Raw genomic sequence first — 16,755 nt, 5'->3', positions numbered from 1 at the left:
GCAGGGAAGCTGATCGCGGGAACCGATCGGGGGAAACTGATGAGGAAAAGCGGCTCGGCAAACTCAGCGCGACGAAAACAAATTCAAAAACGCCATGGCGAACACATCCTCCCCGAACAACTTCAGACAAAACTCGCGGTGCGAGCGGTAAACCGCCTCCATCGGCTCCGTCACACCGTCCGGATCAAGATACAAATTCTTGTTCTGCCAGCGGTACAAATGGTCGGTGCGGCGCAGCCCCTGCGGAAAACCCGAGCCGTATACCAAATGCTCCTCGTACCCCCGCAGAATCCGCAACTCATGCGAATGCAAATTCGCCATCGTCAGCCGCACCTGCGGGTAAACCCCCAAAAGCCCGAGCAGAGACTCACTCAGAAACCGGGGCACCAACACCACCTTCACCTCCGGAAACTCCTCAAAAAAGCGGGTATATCGAGTCGCCTGCAACACCTCATCCTCATTCGTGCATATGTATACCGGCACCCGCCTCTCCTTCGCCTGCTCGAAGATGAAACGGTACATGCGGTCAGTGCCCAGCAGATTCTGCGACTCATCGATGATGAAACCCGCCCAGTCCCTCTCACCGAACAGATCAAAATTCCACAGAACCGGCGCAGCCGCCGAGAGCAGCGGCATGATGCGAGCCTTGTTCTCCTCCTGCATCATTCGCGTGCAGTTGTCGTACCACTCGGCATAATACTCAATCACGTCAACCGGCTCTGAGCAGGCCACGGCCCAGCATTTCAGGCCGAAGAAATCCATGAACTTCGCCAGCACGAGCGGCGAGACCGTCTCCATCATGAGCGGCTCGCGAATCCATACCAGGGCATCGCACATCGTGAGCGGCGGTTGGCACTCCGCCATTTTGAGATAATCTTTGGCCATAGCTGTCTGTCGTGTGTAGGGGGTGAATCCGAGTGGGGACGGAGAGAGACCGGAATGAGTCCTCCCCCTGTTATGATAAGCATCATCAATGCTGATTTTTATACTCCGTTCATTAAAAGTCTGTTGCATATATGTGAGAGATTTTTGGAGCCCTTGGGCCTTCGTGTATTCGTGAACGGGGCGACGTCGGGAAATGCGTTCCCGCCACGAACATAATGATTTCATTGAACTTCGTGCTTGATTTCAGCATTGATGATGCTGTTTCATGGAGGCGTCCGCAGGGCGCGGAGAACGCAGCGGCATCGGGAGACGACATGAACATCAGGAAACGAGAACACGCAGGGCGCATCCTGCTTCGGCAGCTCGGCATCGACACCGCCGATGCCGCACGCCTCATCCTCGAAGCCGCCGAGGCTCTCCGGCTGCGCGCCGACGCCGGGCGCAGCACCCTCATCCTCCGCCTGCGCGAACTCCTCCGGGCCGGGGCAGAAGCCCTGCGTCGGCGCGAGCAGACGCGCCCCTTCGCCGAAGTCGCCCGCCTGAGCCTCGCCGCCCGCGCCCACCGCCGCCCCCTCACCCTGCGCGACCTGCACAGCTTCACCAATCGCCTGCTGCGCCTGCCGGGCGTCGCGGAAAGCCCGCTGCGCAGCATCGGGGCCGACGAGTGCCGCCGGATGCTCGAGAGCGCCTTCGGGCGCAGCGCCCACAGCTACCGCAAGGGACGCGCCATCCTGCACAGCATCTTCGCCTACGGGCGGCGGCAGGGCTGGTGCAGCGCCAACCCCGTCGACGCCATCGACGCGCCGCCCGTGCGCGAGGCGGAAATACGCCCGCTCGCCCCGGCCGAATGCGAACGCCTGCTGCAAGCCGCCCGCCGCCCCGCCCACCGCGCCTGCCGCCCGGCTCTGGGGCTCATGCTCCACGCCGGGGTGCGCCCGGCAGAGGTGGCCCGCCTCGACTGGCAGGACATCTGCTGGCAAGACAGCGCCGTGTGCATCCGCCCCACGCATGCCAAGACCGGCGGCGGCCGTCTGGTGCCGCTCAGCCCGCCGCTCCGGCGCATGCTGCGGCTCTGCCGCCCGGCCTCGGGCTGCGGGCCGATCTGCCCGCCGCAGTGGCTGCGCCGCTGGCGCGAGCTGCGGCGCTGCGCGGGCTTTGAGCACTGGGTGCCCGACGTGCTGCGCCACACCTACGCCAGCTATCACGCGCGCCGATTCCGCAACCTCCCCGAGCTGCAACTCTACATGGGGCATCGCAGCCTCGCGCTGCTGCAAACGCGCTACCTCAACCCCGCCGGCATCACCGCCGCAGCGGCGCGGCGCTTCTGGCAGCTGCAACTTTGAAGCCCCCGCCGAAAGGCCCCCGCCGAAAGGCCTCGGCAGAAACGCCCCGCCGCAGAAACGGCAAGAGCCCGCCGATGCACTCAGGCATCGGCGGGCTCGAAAAAGAGATACGGCGCAGGGCCGAGGCTTACTTGACGGGCGTCGCCTCAAGCACCAGCACCTCGAAGGGCGCCAGCTTGATCGTCACCGGCTTGCCGGCCTCAATCGTCTCAGCCGGCAGCTTGTCACCCTTGGGGGAGCTGAGCTTGTAGACCGAGGCTGCTCCGACAGGCAGTTCGAAGACGGCCGCCGCATCGAAGCTGAAGCTCTGTTCGGTGGCATTCGGGTTGCGAAGCGTCAGAATGCCCTTCTTGGGCGACCAGGAGGCGAAGCCGTAGACGGCCAGATCGGCCGGATCGCCGCCCACCCAGTGAGAGTCGACCATCGTCTCCGCATTCTCGCGGGCCCACTTGGCGGCAGCGGCCAGCGTGTCCCACTCCTGCTGCGTGAGCATCGAGGGCGTGATGTAGAGCTCTTGCATCTGCGTGCCGAGGCCGAAGCCGCTCCAGATCTCCTTGGCGAGGTCATCGCCGGAGGTCGTCTTGAGGCCGCGGGCGCCCTTGTTGTAGATCACGCCGTGCGTCATCAGCGAATTGATCGGGAAAAGCGGAGAGCCCTCCACATTGTACTTGTAGATCATCGCATCGCGGAAGGTAATCCACTGGTTGCGCTCGCTGCCCTCACCGCAGAAGTCGTGGTCCCAGTTGCCGCGCCAGATCGAATCGGCAATGCCGAACCAGAAGGGCGAAGCCCAAGTGCCCGTCGTCAGGTTGATGTAGATATCGGGCTTCTCGTTGCGCAGCTCGTTGATCAGCGCGATAATAGCCTCGAAATCCGATCCGAACTTCGAGCCCTCGGCCGGCTCCGCCTCACCCGACGTACCGTCGAACTTGAAGTGGTTGATACCGTTCTCGCGGATCATGTGCTGGCACATCTCCAAGAAGCGCTTGTAGTACTTCGGGCCGGAGAGAGCAAAGCCGCTCTCGTTGGTCTCGTACTGATTGCCCGAGGCAGCGATGCGCTGCTTCTTCGGGTCGCCGTAGCCGCCCCAAGGTGAGAACCACACGCCGGGAGCCGCATTGTACTGGGCTGCCAGATCCTTGACTTTGCGGAACTCGTTGGGCAGCCCGTCGTGGAACTCCCACATCGTGGTCGTATCATCCCAACCGTCATCCATGAGGAAGGAGTCCATCTTCACGCCGCGCTTCTTGACCAGCTCTTCGCCGAAGATACGCACCGTCTCCATTGCAGCCTTCTCGTCGTAGGGCGTGAAGTAGCCGATGTCATACCAAGTGTTGTAGTTGAGGAAGGGCTCGTAGGCGCGGGCACGCTCCTTGTTGATGTAGGCCAGCTGGAAGGTGCGGCGAAGCTGCGAGGGCTGGCAGAAGCCGAGCACCGCAGAGAAGCTCGTCGTTACGCGGCAGGGCAGATCCGTCTTGCGCTCCAGCGAGCAGGCAAAGCCCTTCTCCGTCACCTCTGAGAGGCACATCGGGTGCTCCACACCGGCGAAGAGGCGATTGCCGGCCGCCACGATCGGGGCCCCCTTCACGGAGCCTTCCACGCGAGCCTCGGGAGCCGCTACCCGGAGTAGAGTCACCTTACGAAGAGGCATTGTGAATTGCTGCGGGCGCACATCGACACCCACGCGCACGTAGGGCTGACCGGCGCGCAGCTCGAGCCACCAAGTCAGGTTGTGGCCGTCGCTCGTCACCACGAAGGGCACCGTGACGCGTTGCCCCGGCAGGCGATCCGCGAGGCGGCGCGCACCGGGAACGGCTGCGATTTGTTCGACGCGCGGCTGACCGCACATCAGAGTCTCGGCAGAAATCGTGTGGAAGGTTTCTTTGAACTCCTTTTTGGAGCAAGCTTCATCCGTATCTTCGTCGCAGACCTGAAGGGCAAAAATCTCATTGCCGAGGTCATAGGTACGGCCGTTGATCTTATCCTGAACGATGACGCCGGCGAGGCGACGACCCGCCTTGTTGACTTCGACGGTGAGGAATTCGTTTTCGAGCATAATGCAATTTTGGTTTTGAGAGACCGCCGGGTTGGCAGCAGGAAGCGTGGCATTATCCGCCAGGCCGATCCCACCCGCCAAGATACTCAGCGACAGCAGTCCGGTCATGATGTGATAAGACATGTCCGGAGCCTATCATGCCGAGGTGGCCTTGCACAAGGAAAAAAAGAGATTCAGCGGCGGAATTCACGCTTTGGCTATCCTCTTAAAGACAGAGGGTCAATTCGGAGGAGGCTTTTTATCTGATTCTGTCATACGCCTCAACCCGGGGGGCTGAGGCAAGGAATATTCCCTCAGTACACTGTTGAGTAGAATCCGGAGGATTTTTTTTGTGTTATAGTCCCCAAAGAGGCTTTTTCCTGCTTGACTTCGCGCGTGCGCTATGGTAGAGGTACGGGAAGCTCAGCTCTCTGGCGACTCCGGGAGCCGAATTTACTTTTAGATCTCACTCTTATGAAACTGCATTTACCTGTAAAATTGCGTTCGGCCGTGCTTGCATGCATGACCGTGCTCACGACTATCGGAACAACCGTCGTCACGGCCACCATGGCGGGCGGTGCTTTCTCGCTCGTCGTTTCGTCCTCTGCGTCTGCCGCAGAGCTGACGCTTGACACGGATACAACATGGCAAATCGGCGATGATCACTCGCAGGATGTCACCACCGTGAACGGTGTTACCCTGACCATCAGCGGTAAGGCTGCTAACAATTCGACGGACTACGATTTCGGCGATATAACGGTCACGAACGGCGGCAAGCTCGTGCTCCCGACTTCCCCCGGAGCCAGCAGTGACTCTGACAGTGCCAATGCCGTCGGTACAGATGCCAAACTCCAGATCGCGTCGGCCATCACGCTCGAAGAAGGCTCCACCCTCGATTGCGATGCAATCTCCTTCTACCTGAAAAATCCCCTGACCATCGTCGGCTCCGATACGATGAACATCCGCTGGAGCAAGAGTTACGATTTTGAGGGCCTCGTCGGTGATGCCGATGCGCAATTTAACATCTCGCTTGCATCGCATGGCTGGGCTGATTATTCCTTGGTGCGCGTGCTTGACGAGAACGCAACGTACAAAGGCAAGATTGCCCTGACGAATGCGAGCAATGCAACAATGTCGCTGTTGGGCGGAGGCGAGAGAACTTTTGCCTCGGCCGCCATTGACCTCGGTTCCAATACAAGGCTCCTTCTCGGCAACGCGTCGGTTCAGGTGCGCAATTTGACGGGTAGCGGTTCTGTCGAGCTGTGCCCGCAAGACTATGTGCCCACCTCAGAGATGACCGTGCCGGGGGCGGCCACCCTCGTCGTCAGTGCCGGCTCCGGAACATATACCGGCAGCTTCGGCGATAACGTATCTCTCAATCTGACGGGCGGCAGCCTCACGCTGCAGGGGCAGACGCTCGATGCAACGCGCCTCAGCGTGGCTCAGGGCGCCACTCTGACGCTGAGCGGCGTCACGCTGGACGGCACGAGCCTTCAGGGCGAGGGCAACTACGCCTTCTCCGGCAACATCACGCTGACCGGTGACTTCGGCGAGATTCAAGACGGAACGGTGCTCTTTGCCGGATCCAACGTCACCGCTGCCGACGGCACGGTGTTTACTCTCTCCGGCACCAAGGTCGGTTGGGACACCTCCGCCGCCTATGTGGCCGGGAAGGGTGTCGTGGTGAGCAACACGGTGACGCAGCTGGCTTTCGCCACCGAGACGATCTCGAACGTTTCGTACGATATTTTGTACACCAAGAGTCTCGGCGCAACGATCAGCTATAACGCCGAAACCAATGAATACACCGCACAGTACGTGAGCGGCGACGGCCAGACATACAGCATCAGCGGCGGGGCGCAGACGGGCAACGGACTCGTCGTGGTGGGTGCAGACGCCGTCGCGGCCATGCCCGAACAGGGGATGACTCTCGAGGTAACGAGCGGCACCTATCAGGGGCTCTCCTTCACCCGCGTCAACGGCTCGACGGTGGGAACGCTCGGGACGGCTGAAGAGAAGGCACAGCTCACGCTGAACATTACGGGCGATGCCTCGGTCTCGAATTTCATCGACGGCGGTCAGGGTCTGCTCGGGTGGTCGAACGGCTCATCCGCGATCGTGTTCAACAGCGACATCACCGCCAATGTAAACACCAGCGGCAGCGTTGCGTGGATCAACCTCACGGGTGAGTCAAATTACGTGAACTCGATGAGCGTCAACGGTGATTTGACCGCCACCATCCTCAGCGGCACCATCGGCAAAACCACGGTGGGTGAGGGCGCTTCGCTCGCCGCGGGCTCCAAGGGTATGGTCATCAACGGCAACTCGACCTTCACCATCGGCGAGGTCGGTACGACCGGGCCGACGATTGAGGGCTCTATCGTGGGCGGCATCGTCCAGCGCGACGGCGGCGCGACGGGCTCCATGACCGGTGACGTCGTCATCAACATCAACAGCGGCTCGATTGCCGGTAACGTTTACGCGACGGGCAGCAAGGCCGCACTCAACGGTAACTACACCGTCAACTATAGTGGCGGCACCTTGGGCGGACAGATTGCCGTGTCGGCCGGCGGCGCCGTCACCGGCACAAAGACGCTCAACATCTGCGGATCCGCTGTTTTGGACACCACGCAGATCGCCTATAGCCAGTTTGACACCATCAACATTGCCCAAGATGCTGCGCTCAACATGGTGGGCGATGTGACACTGGGGTTGGTCGATCTGGTGAATGAAGGCACCGTTGACTTTTCGGGTGTAACCTCAGCGGCCGTGGATGTTACTCATCTCGAAGGAGAGGAGAAAGTCTCTGATGACGGCAGTACGCTCAATGCCAAGTACATCGTGTTGAGCGGCGGTACCATCACGGGGGTCGACAAACTCGGGCAAGGCTTTTCCCTCGAGAATGGCAATCTGATCTACGAGGCGACCGTAAGTATCGGCGGATGGGATGCCAACTGGGGCGTTACCGGTCTGGGAGGAGCCCCCGCTGTCTCCGGTCTGACGGAGGTGAACACCATTACAACCACAACCTATCTTCCCGCTGAGGAAGGCTACGTTGCAGCCAACGGCGATACGCAGATCCGTGTTACCGGCGGCGGGGGAGAGGGCGTGAGCCTCTTCGGCGGCAACAATACAACAGCCTTCACCGGAAATTCTTGGCTTTATGTCAGCGGCGGCACGTGGGAAGCCATTGGCGGAGCCGGAGTGAGCGCAAACTTCACGGGCTCAACGCACGTTTTGATCGATGATGCTACCGTGAACTTCGTGTACGGAGGCGTCTTCCAAGACATGGGATCCCCCGTGATGACGGGCAGCACTTATCTTTCCATCAAGGAAGGCGCGGACGTCAAGGGTTGGATTGCCGGCGGTAATGTATCGTATCACACGAAGACGACCACCCTTACCGGCAACACCAACGTGTGGATTTATGAGGTGCTGACCGGCGAGATGGTTCCGTCCAATCAGGGCGGCCCTGCAACAAACCTTACGGCCGTTATCGGCGGCAATGCATGGCTTCGCAATTCTTACGCAACTTCGATCCTCGACGGTAACACAAACGTCCATGTGCAGCTTGGTGCGGATTCTGCGCAGGGTGTAGATAATCCGACCTTTGGAAAAGTGATTGTCGGCGGCTCCCTTATCGGTAGTATCGGCGGAAACAGTAAAGCTACCGTTACGGGGGATACGAATGTCACCATCGACACGACCGATTGCACCAAGAATGTGACTTTCTCCAAAGACATCATTGGTGCCGGCCTGTTGGCGGGCAGCGTCAGCAGTGTCACCTATGAGCAGCGTAGTGGCTCGAATGTGAGCATCAAGGGTAATAATTCGAAATACGATGGAATGATTATCCTTGGTTGCCGAGTTGGTACTGGTATGACGGCTTCCATCAGTGGAACGTCGACGCTCACTGTTGGCGGCGGTACCTTCTCGAATTTTGTGATTGGCGGCATGTATTCGTATGGCGGAACAATGTCTCTTAGTTCATCGGACATTGTACTTAACCTCAACGGCGGTACCTATGACGGAGCCATTGTCGGTGGCCATTACACGACGGGCAATGATACGGCCGCCATTACCAAGTCTTCCACCGGGGATGTGACAATCAACATCGGAAGCTCGGCCGTCGTAAACAATGCCCTCTATGGCGGCACCGTCTTGCAACGTACGGCCGGCGCATCCAACGTGCTGACTCAGGGGAACATCAGCGTGAATTTGGCCAAAGGCGCCACCATTAACGGCAACATTTATGCCGCCGGCGGTGATTACGTCGGCCAGGCTGCTACCTCAGTGCTCACCACCGAGAGCACGCGCGTTGCCATCGACAATGGTGTTACGCTCAAAGATGGTATTGTGATCAGCGGCGGTTACATCGGCATGAGTAATAGTGCGGGAAGCGTTGTGGCCGGTGATCGCACGCTGGCTTTGACGGGCACCGGTGCGTATGACTTCTCCAAGGTGACGCTTCAGGACTTCAACACCGTGGAGGTTACGGATGCTGCGGCTGTCATCAACATGGGTGTGACGCTCCAATCCGCCGGCGTCACGCGCAAGACGGGTGCCGGCACCTATCAGCTGATGGACGGCGATGAAGCCGGTGCGTTTGAAGTGCTTGAGGGAACCCTGAAACTCAGCAACGCTGCGACGATGACTTCGCTGACGGTGAGCAAGGGGGCGACGCTTGACGCTACCTCGGGCGCTGTCAGCACGGACCTCACTCTGGGCGAAGGCTCCATCCTCAAGCTCGAAAGCAGCGCTCTGAACCTCGGCACGGATAAGACTTTGACTCTGGGCAGTGATCTGACTCTGGATGTTACCGGTGTCGATGCATCGGATTCCGTGAAGCTCGTCAGCGGCTTGGCTTCCGTCATGCTCGGTACTACGAGCATGGAGGCCGGGAAGTGGATGTCTGCTTCTGACTACTTCTCCTCCGTTGTGCTCGGTGGTACCTCGATTTCTGATGCCCTTCTCAAGCTGGAGGGCGACACACTCGTCGTGACGGATGCGAAGAACGCCGCCCTGTACTGGGAAGGCGCGAGCAACGACGCTTGGGGTGATCAGAAATGGGCTGCTGCTCCGGGCGGTACTGATTTGGGCAGCTTCCTGAGTGGCACGCAGGTCTTCTTCGAGTCCAATACCCAACAGGAAGTCGTGCTCGTGAATCAGGATGCCACGGCCTACGATATCAACGTCAACGGAGATTATCGCTTTGACGATGACGGCGGAAGCCTGGCGGTGAGCAACGCCTTGAATGTGGGCTCTACCGGCAAGGCTGCCTTCGGTGTCAACGTCGACCTCAGCGAGGCCACGGTGAACGTTGTGCAGGGCGGTGAGCTCAGCCTGACGGGTGATACGACCGTGAATGACCTGAGGAATGCCGGTGAGGTGGCCGTTGACGGTGCTCTGACCATCAACTCCGATACCGCGAGTGCCGGCTCTCTGGAGGTGAGCGGCGATCTGACGCTGACCGATTCCGTCAATACCTTCGGTACGCTTGCCGTAGCCGGCGACGTCAACACGAACGGTGAGATTCGACTGACGGGCGCCGCAGGCTCTGAGTCGCGCATCGGTTCGCTCAGCGGGGCCTCGGTCTCCGCCGCTGCGAGCCACAGGCTCACGCTGACGACGGGTGCGTCTACCCTGACGTCTCTGAGCATGGCCGGCGGCTCGTCTCTCACGCTGGCCTCCGGGGTGACGCTTTCCGTGGGCTCTGTTGCCGGCGGTGGCCAAATTGACGTGACTCTCGACGACGGTTTGAACGGAACCGGTACCCAGCTGACGCTCGGTGGGCTTGTCGCAGGCACGACGCTCAACTTCAAGGATGCCACCAAGCAGACGCTTGACACCCTCTTTGCCGGCGGAGCCAGCAGTGTGGTGCTCGCACAGTTGTCCGACGGCGCCGTGATCGAGGGCTCCTTCCTGCTCGACGGTTCTAAGACTATCGGCACCGATGACGGCAATATCTACAAGGTCGTTACGGGTGCGAATTCCGTCTACGTCTACTACGCTCACTCGGGCTTGGTTTGGGATGCCTCCGACGCTTCCGTGACATGGGCGCAGGCTTCCGCATGGGAGTCTTCTGCCGCCTCTCCGGGTGCCGCAGACAGCGTGGTATTCAACGGCGGGGGCAGTAGCACGGTTACACTCGGCACCCGCGCTCTTGCCAACAACGTCTACATCGAGAGCGAGGTCGGTGATAAGGTCTACACCTTCACTGACGGTTTTCTCGATGCCGCAGGCACCATTTACGTGACCTCCGGTTCTCTGACGATTGGCGACACCGCCGAGGTGACGGCTGCCGGCGTCGAGGTGACGACGGGCAACCTTACGGTGGCGGGCTCTCTTGATGCCGGCAAGATGGTCGGCAATCAGGTGACGCTCGACGGTTCAGGTGTGCTGACGCTGGGCGATGAATCGAACGTGCAGAAGGTGCTTTCCGCCGCGGGTGCAAACGGCACGCTGCTCGCAGTGTCCGACGGCACGGCAACGGTCGGCTCAGCGACGGTCGACGGCGTGAACGTGGCCGACGGTGCAACGCTGCAGGCTACCTCGCTGACCCTCACCGGCACCAACAGCTCGGCGAGCGGCACGGTGAATGCCGAAACGCTGGCCGTGACGGTCGGCGGCAGCACGCTGGGTGCTCTGAATGCCGGGACTCTGCTGTTCTCTGACATCGGAGCGGCCGGGGCAGAGAATGCCATTCTGGAGGTGGACAGCATCTCGTCGCTCTCGCCCGAGACCGCGGTCCAAGTGGACTTCACCGGGCTCAATATCAGCGAAGACGGCGTGTATACGCTCGTGCACAGCAATAATGCTCTGGGCGCAGACTTCACCCTCACGGAGGAGGCGGTTCAGTATCTCTCAACGCTGCGCTTCGATGCGGTGATTGACTCGACGTCGGATGCCAACACGGTGTCGCTGCATCTCAGCACGCTGGGCTCCATGGTGTGGAGAACGTCTTCCGATACGGATTCGACGGGTCGCTATGTCGTCCCGCTTGACGGCGCTGATATGTACAAGGGTCTTGAGCCCATCAAGTACGTTGTCGTCAACGGCGACAAGACGCTCGATTACACGGAGGCTAATCCTGAGTCGGCTACGGTGCCTTCGCTCGGAGCGGTGGTGCGCAATATGAGTGGTCTCGCAGGCTATACGCTGACCTTCGTCGGCAACAGTGCCGATGAGGATCGCGTCACCTTCGTCAACGATGCGGATGATGTTGCCGAGGGCGCTCACACCATTGCCGGTGAGAATATCACGCTGCAGGTGGGCGCGACGGCTGAAGAGTTCGATCAGCTGCACACGGGCAAAATCCTGACGGATGAGGACGGCTCGGAGAACCATGCGCTGACGGTGGGCGGTGTCGATCTCACGTCTGCGGCCCTCGTGGTCCGCGATGAGGAGGGAGTGAAGTTCACCACGGGCGTGCTCAACGGCGATGCGGATTCGTCCGTCTCCGGTACGGTTCACATCAACGGTGCCGGCGGCAAGTACGAGGGCAGCGGCAATGATGCCACGATCGTGCTGGAGCAGGGTGCTGACCAGCTCTTCACCAACGCTTCCGGCATCGTGCTGGCCGGCTCTGCCGGTACGGCTCAGGTGGATGGCGGCGTGGATGGCGGCGTGCTCGGCGGTCTCGCGACGACGGGTGCTGACGTTGTGCTCGTGGCTCCCGGTAAGGATGAGGCCGTTGAGTCGGTGCAGCTGGAGCAGTCCTCGTCGATGCAGGGCGGTTCGCTGACGGCAACGGTCGATTCGGCGAAGGTGTTCGCCGGTGAGGGCGATCAGACGGCTCTGTTCACCGGGGCTGCGGTTGCTCTGAACGGGACGCAGCTCGTGCTCAATTCGGATGCCGGAGACGGCTCGATGGTTGCCGATGTGGATCTGAGCAAGACGGATGGCTTTGTCATCACGAACCTGCACACGGATGACGCTTCCGGCTCGGCCGAGGGCGCGACGGTGACGATCAGCGGCGGGGTGCTCAACAAGTACTTCGGCAATGCGACGGTGCAGGGCAATCAGGTGCTGGCCTCGCGCAACGCCGATTACTACAGCGAGTCTCTGGCTCCGCTTTCGCCCAACGGCAACGCGGGTCTCACGATCGCGGACGGTGCTCTGCTCTACATCAACCCGCAGAATGATCGCACGAACTACCGCGATCTGGCCGGGGTGCTGGATTCTCTGGATGCTCAAGTCGCTGCCGGCGATAGATTGGGCGCGGATCGTCTGGCTTCTCAGCTGGCCGGTGCCGAGGCTGCCGGTATGGGTATGGCCTTCTCGAATGACATGGATCGCCAGCTGCGTGCCATCCGCAACCGCACGACGACGATGGGTGTCAACGAGGCTTACGTCAACCCCGACATGCCCTACTTCAATGCTTGGGTGAATGCCGAGGGTGATTACCAGCAGGTCAAGCGCGACGCGATGGCTCCGGGCTTCACGCTCAGCAGCTGGGGCGGCACGCTCGGCGCGGATGTCGACTTCAACGAGCATGTGACGGCCGGTCTCGCCGTGACGGCGATGTACGGTGACTTCAGTGCCGAGTCCGTCGGCATGGCCGAGGGCGATCTCGATACCTACTACGTGACGGCCTTCGCCCGCTACAGCCCGGATTCCCCCTGGGTGCACACCTTCGTGGCCTCGGTGGGTATGGCGGATGCTTCGCTGAAGCGTACGGTGACGCACGCCAACGGCAGCTACACGGCTGAGGGTGATACGACGGGTCTGGGCTTCGGCTTGCTCTATGAGGTCGGCTACACGATTGCGCTCAACGAGGATGCGACGAGCTGCCTGCAGCCCGTGTTCAACATCAGCTACGTGCACACGGAGCTCGATGGTTACCGCGAGAGCGGCAGCGATGCGGCCCTCAACTTCGGCAATCAGAAGATGGACAGCTTCACGCTGGGTCTGGGTGCGCGCTGGCAGGCGCTGGTGGGCGAGAACATCTACAACCGCACGTCGATGTTCGAGTCTCGCGCGCTGCTGAAGTTCACGTCGGGCGATCGCAGCAGCTCGCTGCACAGCTCGCTGGCCAACGGCGTGGGCAATCGCGTGACGGTCAAGTCTGAGGAGCAGGGCGCCATCGGTGTAGAACTGGGTGCCGGGCTCTCGGTGCCGCTGGGCGCTGATGCCGGTACGTTCTTCATTGACGGCTCGCTCGAGGCGTACACGAGCTACACGAACGTGAACGCGACGGTGGGCTGGCGCATCAACTTCTGATGCGCGCGGCTTGCTGACCGCTTGTTTCTTCACACCCCTGCCGGAGAGCTTCCGGCAGGGGTGTTTGCTTGCCGACGCGGCCGCGGCGCCGCCGGAGAGTTTCGGCTCGCCAGTCGGCTGCCCCTGTGCTATACTGCGGGGCATGGATAGAGAGACGGTCGAGAAGTCGCTCGGGTATCGCTTTACGGATGTTGCTTGGCTGAATCAGGCGCTGACTCATCCCAGCGCCGATCAGAAGCGCAGCACGAATATTGCCTACGAGCGCTTGGAGTATCTCGGTGATGCGGTGCTGGAGCTCGTGGTGAGTTGCGAGTTGTTTCGCCTGCATCCCAAGGCGGATGAGGGCGAGTTGACGAAGTGGCGCGCGGCGGTGGTGAGCCGCCGTCATCTGGCGGAGCGCTGCCGTGAGCTGGGCTGGGGGGAGCAGCTGCTGCTCAGTTCGCAGCTGGAGAAGTGCGGCGGCCGCACGATGCAGTCGGTGCTGGCCAATACCTTTGAGAGCGTGATCGGCGCCGTGATGATGGATTCCAACTACAATGCCGCGCGCAAGGTGTCTCTGGGGCTGCTGGGCGAGAGTATTGCCCGAGCGCGTTCGCTGGCTGCCGTCAATTCGAAGGGCGAGTTGCTCGAGACCTTGCAGACGCTGGGCACGGAGGGGCCGCAGTATGCGACGGCTCCGGTCAGCGCGGAGTCTCCGGCCGGGCCCTTCCGCGCGCGGGTTTCCTGGCGCGGGCTTTTGCTGGGTGAAGCGGAGGGGCCGAGCAAGCATGCGGCGGAGATGGAGGCTGCGGCTGATGCTCTGCGGCGCCGACTGTGGGTGGAGCAGAAGGGCAAAAAGTGATGCCCGAGGGTTTTTTCTGCTTCACATGCGGGCAAATGGGGTTATAATACCCTGCGTCAACAATTCTATTCATTGGAGCACATGAAAATTTGGCTAGACGGCAAGTTGGTGGATCGCGATGAGGCGAAGGTTTCTGTCTTTGATCACGCGATTTTGTATGGTGACGGTTGTTTTGAGGGTATTCGCTTCTACTCCGGCAAGGTGTTCCGCCTGCAGGAGCACATCGAGCGCTTGTTCAACGGGATGCGTTACCTCATGATTGAGCTCCCGTGGTCCTTTGAGGAGGTTTGCAAGGCGACGGAGGAGACCGTGGCGGCCAGCGGCATGAGCGATGGCTACATCCGTCTGGTGGTGACGCGCGGTGTGGGTGATCTGGGGCTCAATCCCCGCAATTGCCCGGCGCCCAGCATGTTTATCATTGTCGAGGATATCGCGCTGTACCCCAAGGAGATGTACGAGAACGGGCTGAGCCTGATCACGAGTTCGTATCGCCGCCCCGATCCCGACGCGATTTGCCAGCAGGTCAAGAGCCTCAATTACCTCAACAGCATCAGCGCCAAGCTCGAGGCGGTGCAGCAGGGTGCAGGTGAGGCTCTGATGCTCAATGGCCGCGGCAATGTGGCCGAGTGCACGGGTGACAATATCTTCATCGTGAGCAAGGGTGTCGTGCTGACGCCGCCGCTGACGGAGTCGGCTCTGGGCGGTATTACGCGCCATGCGGTGATGGATATCTGCGCCGAGCTCGGTATTCCCTGCGAGGAGCGCGTGATGAACCGCTATGATGTGCTGAGTGCCGATGAGTGCTTCCTGACGGGTACGGCGGCAGAGGTGATTGCGGTGTCGTCGCTCGACGGGCGCAAGATCGGCACGGGTCACGCCGGCCCGGTGACGCTGCGCATTCTGGCTCGCTACAAGGAGCTTGTCCGCGAGTGACGGCGGTCTGATACGGTCAGTTTCAAGGCCGGCGGGGCTGCGCTGTGCGGCTCCGCCGCCTCTTTTTGAGGGAGAGGTGACGGCGATGAAGGAGTCTTTGTATGAGGGGCGCTTCCTGAACATGGTTCGCGAGGGGCGCTGGGAGTATTGTGAACGCGCCCGCCGCACGCGCGCGGCGATGATTTTTGCCTGCACACCCGAGGGGCGCGTGATTTTGGCGGAGGAGTTTCGCGTGCCGATAGGCCGCCGCTGTCTCTGCTTTCCGGCGGGCTTGATCGGCGATGAGCAGGCGGAGGATGCCGAGACGGCTGCCCGCCGCGAGTTGGAGGAGGAGGCCGGGTATCGCGCGGAGACGATGCGTTTTCTCTTCGACGGGCCGTCGTCGCCGGGGTTGACGTCCGAGTCGCTGAGTTTCTTTTTGGCCGAGGGACTGGTGCGCGTGGGGCAGGGCGGCGGTGTCGGCACCGAGAAAATTACGGTGCGCGAGGTGCCGCTCGATGAGGTCGATGACTGGCTCTTGCAGCAGATGCGCCTCGGCACGGCCGTCGATCCGCGCGTGTATGCGGGGCTGTATTTCATCAGGCAGGCTCGCGGCTGAGGGGCGGCGGGCAGATGCGGCGATGCGGGCATTTTTCTTGTCAAGTTTCTTGTCAAGGGCGCTCGGCTTTGCTACCATAGCGGCGTGATGAGATACTCAGAGAAGCTTCAGGCTCGTATTCAGGCGACGCGTTCCATGCTCTGCGTGGGCTTGGACCCGCGCCCCGATTCGGAGAATATGACCGAGTTGGCCGACTGGCTGCGCCGCGTGGTCGAGGAGACGGCTCCCTATGCCGCAGCGTACAAGCCCAATATTGCTTATTTTGAGGCGATGGGTCTGCCGGGGCTCCGCGTGCTTGAGGAGCTGCTGCCCGATATGCCGAAGGATATCCCGGTGATTCTGGATGCGAAGCGCGGTGATATCGGCGAGACGCAAAAGTATTACGCTCAGGCTTACTTCGACCGCATGGACGTGGATGCGGTGACGCTCAATCCCTTTATGGGCTATGATATTTTGGAGCCCTTTCTCGATCGCCCCGGCAAGGGGGTGTACCTGCTGGCGGTGACGTCGAATGCGGGTGCGGCCGATATTGAGCGCCGCGAGCTGGCGGACGGCCGCAAGGTGTATCAGCTGGTGGGCGATATGGTGACGCGCTCGCAGTCTGAGGGCTGCGCGGCGGATGTGGGTATGGTGATGGGTCTTACGAACGCGAGTTCCGAGCTGCTGCGGGAGTTGCCGGATGCGCCGCTGCTGATTCCGGGCTTCGGGGCTCAGGGCGGCGATATTCAGGCGCTGGCCGGCAGCAGTCGCAAGGCGCCGTCGGTGTTGAATGTGTCGCGCGGTATCCTCTACCGAGAGCCTGAGCTGAGTTTTGCCGAGAAGGCGGCTCGCTATGCGGAGAGTATCCGCAAGGCGCTGGGTCTGTGAGGCGGTGATGGCCGTCGCTGAGTGGGGTTTT

8 protein-coding genes are annotated in these 16,755 nt (G+C 61.1%); 6 read left to right on the top strand and 2 right to left on the bottom strand.

Annotated elements, in window-relative coordinates; all coding sequences use genetic code 11:
• Positions 1-63: 63 nt before the first annotated feature.
• The gene (locus AC6UAL_RS03350; RefSeq protein ID WP_500681946.1) at positions 64-885 is read right to left on the bottom strand and encodes a hypothetical protein; all 822 of its coding nucleotides are present in this window, start codon (positions 883-885) and stop codon (positions 64-66) included.
• A gap of 233 nt (positions 886-1,118) precedes the next feature.
• On the opposite strand from AC6UAL_RS03350, the gene AC6UAL_RS03345 reads away from it, so the two are divergent.
• On the top strand, positions 1,119-2,228 hold the full coding sequence (locus AC6UAL_RS03345; RefSeq protein ID WP_500681988.1) for a tyrosine-type recombinase/integrase: 1,110 nt from the start codon (positions 1,119-1,121) through the stop codon (positions 2,226-2,228).
• A 127-nt stretch (positions 2,229-2,355) separates the two neighbouring features.
• On the opposite strand, the gene AC6UAL_RS03340 is transcribed toward AC6UAL_RS03345, so the two are convergent.
• A complete protein-coding gene (locus AC6UAL_RS03340; protein WP_500681945.1) occupies positions 2,356-4,407 on the bottom strand; it encodes an alpha-galactosidase in 2,052 nt (683 codons plus the stop codon).
• A gap of 384 nt (positions 4,408-4,791) precedes the next feature.
• Here AC6UAL_RS03340 and AC6UAL_RS03335 point away from each other — a divergent pair, with 384 nt between their 5' ends.
• The 5 genes from AC6UAL_RS03335 to pyrF all read left to right on the top strand — a co-directional run bounded on the left by AC6UAL_RS03335 (position 4,792) and on the right by pyrF (position 16,724).
• Positions 4,792-13,485, top strand: coding sequence for a hypothetical protein (locus AC6UAL_RS03335; RefSeq protein WP_500681944.1), 8,694 nt, complete (start codon positions 4,792-4,794; stop codon positions 13,483-13,485).
• A gap of 142 nt (positions 13,486-13,627) precedes the next feature.
• Positions 13,628-14,326: a ribonuclease III gene (gene rnc / locus AC6UAL_RS03330; RefSeq protein ID WP_500681943.1), complete on the top strand. Its 699-nt coding sequence runs from the start codon at positions 13,628-13,630 to the stop codon at positions 14,324-14,326.
• Between the two features lie 81 nt (positions 14,327-14,407).
• The gene (gene ilvE, locus AC6UAL_RS03325; RefSeq protein ID WP_500681942.1) at positions 14,408-15,259 is read left to right on the top strand and encodes a branched-chain-amino-acid transaminase; all 852 of its coding nucleotides are present in this window, start codon (positions 14,408-14,410) and stop codon (positions 15,257-15,259) included.
• A gap of 85 nt (positions 15,260-15,344) precedes the next feature.
• A complete protein-coding gene (locus tag AC6UAL_RS03320) occupies positions 15,345-15,857 on the top strand; it encodes an NUDIX hydrolase (RefSeq protein WP_500681941.1) in 513 nt (170 codons plus the stop codon).
• Positions 15,858-15,944: 87 nt separating this feature from the next.
• A complete protein-coding gene (gene pyrF, locus AC6UAL_RS03315) occupies positions 15,945-16,724 on the top strand; it encodes an orotidine-5'-phosphate decarboxylase (protein WP_500681987.1) in 780 nt (259 codons plus the stop codon).
• Positions 16,725-16,755: the final 31 nt, after the last annotated feature.

The sequence above is a fragment of the Candidatus Parakkermansia intestinigallinarum genome (assembly GCF_944389695.1).
In the GTDB taxonomy this organism is placed as follows: domain Bacteria; phylum Verrucomicrobiota; class Verrucomicrobiia; order Verrucomicrobiales; family Akkermansiaceae; genus Akkermansia; species Akkermansia intestinigallinarum.
Note: the sequence above shows the minus strand (reverse complement) of the source record. Positions and strands in the feature narration are given on the sequence as shown.

Coding starts and splice junctions, on each gene's coding strand:
- AC6UAL_RS03320 (WP_500681941.1), top strand. CDS start 15,345: ATGAAGGAGTCTTTGTATGAGGGGCGCTTCCTGAACATGGTTCGCGAG.
- pyrF (WP_500681987.1), top strand. CDS start 15,945: ATGAGATACTCAGAGAAGCTTCAGGCTCGTATTCAGGCGACGCGTTCC.
- rnc (WP_500681943.1), top strand. CDS start 13,628: ATGGATAGAGAGACGGTCGAGAAGTCGCTCGGGTATCGCTTTACGGAT.
- AC6UAL_RS03340 (WP_500681945.1), bottom strand. CDS start 4,407: ATGTCTTATCACATCATGACCGGACTGCTGTCGCTGAGTATCTTGGCG.
- AC6UAL_RS03350 (WP_500681946.1), bottom strand. CDS start 885: ATGGCCAAAGATTATCTCAAAATGGCGGAGTGCCAACCGCCGCTCACG.
- ilvE (WP_500681942.1), top strand. CDS start 14,408: ATGAAAATTTGGCTAGACGGCAAGTTGGTGGATCGCGATGAGGCGAAG.